This window comes from Streptomyces millisiae, from assembly GCF_031845425.1.
GTDB lineage: Bacteria > Actinomycetota > Actinomycetes > Streptomycetales > Streptomycetaceae > Streptomyces > Streptomyces millisiae.
On sequence record NZ_JAVREM010000337.1, the window covers coordinates 1 to 437 of the forward strand.

Sequence of the window (437 nt, forward strand, 5' to 3'; positions counted from 1 at the left end):
GCTGTGAGCGCCTGTCCCGTACGGCTGAAGCCCTCGCGTCATCGAGTACGTCGTCATCGAGTGAAAGGCCCATCGTGAGCAGCACCACCGACCCCGCCTCCATCCTCGGCGTCCACTCCGAAGTGGGGCGGCTGCGCAAGGTCCTGGTCTGCGCCCCCGGCATGGCCCACCGGCGGCTGACGCCGACCAACTCCGACGATCTGCTGTTCGACGACGTGATGTGGGTGGAGAACGCCCAGCGGGACCACGCCGACTTCGTCGACCGGCTCACCGAACGGGGCGTGGAGGTGGTCGAGCTGCACGACCTGCTGGCCGCCACCATGGCGATCCCCGAGGCCCGGTCCTGGCTGCTGGACCGGAAGATCGACGCGAACGAGGTGGGGCTCGGGCTGGTCGACGACACCCGGGCGTTCCTGGACTCCCTGACCCCTCGGCGG

Annotated in this window: 1 protein-coding gene; it reads left to right on the forward strand. The window is 69.6% G+C overall.

Annotated elements, in window-relative coordinates:
* Window positions 1-74: 74 nt before the first annotated feature.
* Window positions 75-437: arginine deiminase family protein (locus RNC47_RS36965; protein WP_311605246.1), on the forward strand; the 363-nt coding region annotated here is incomplete at its 3' end.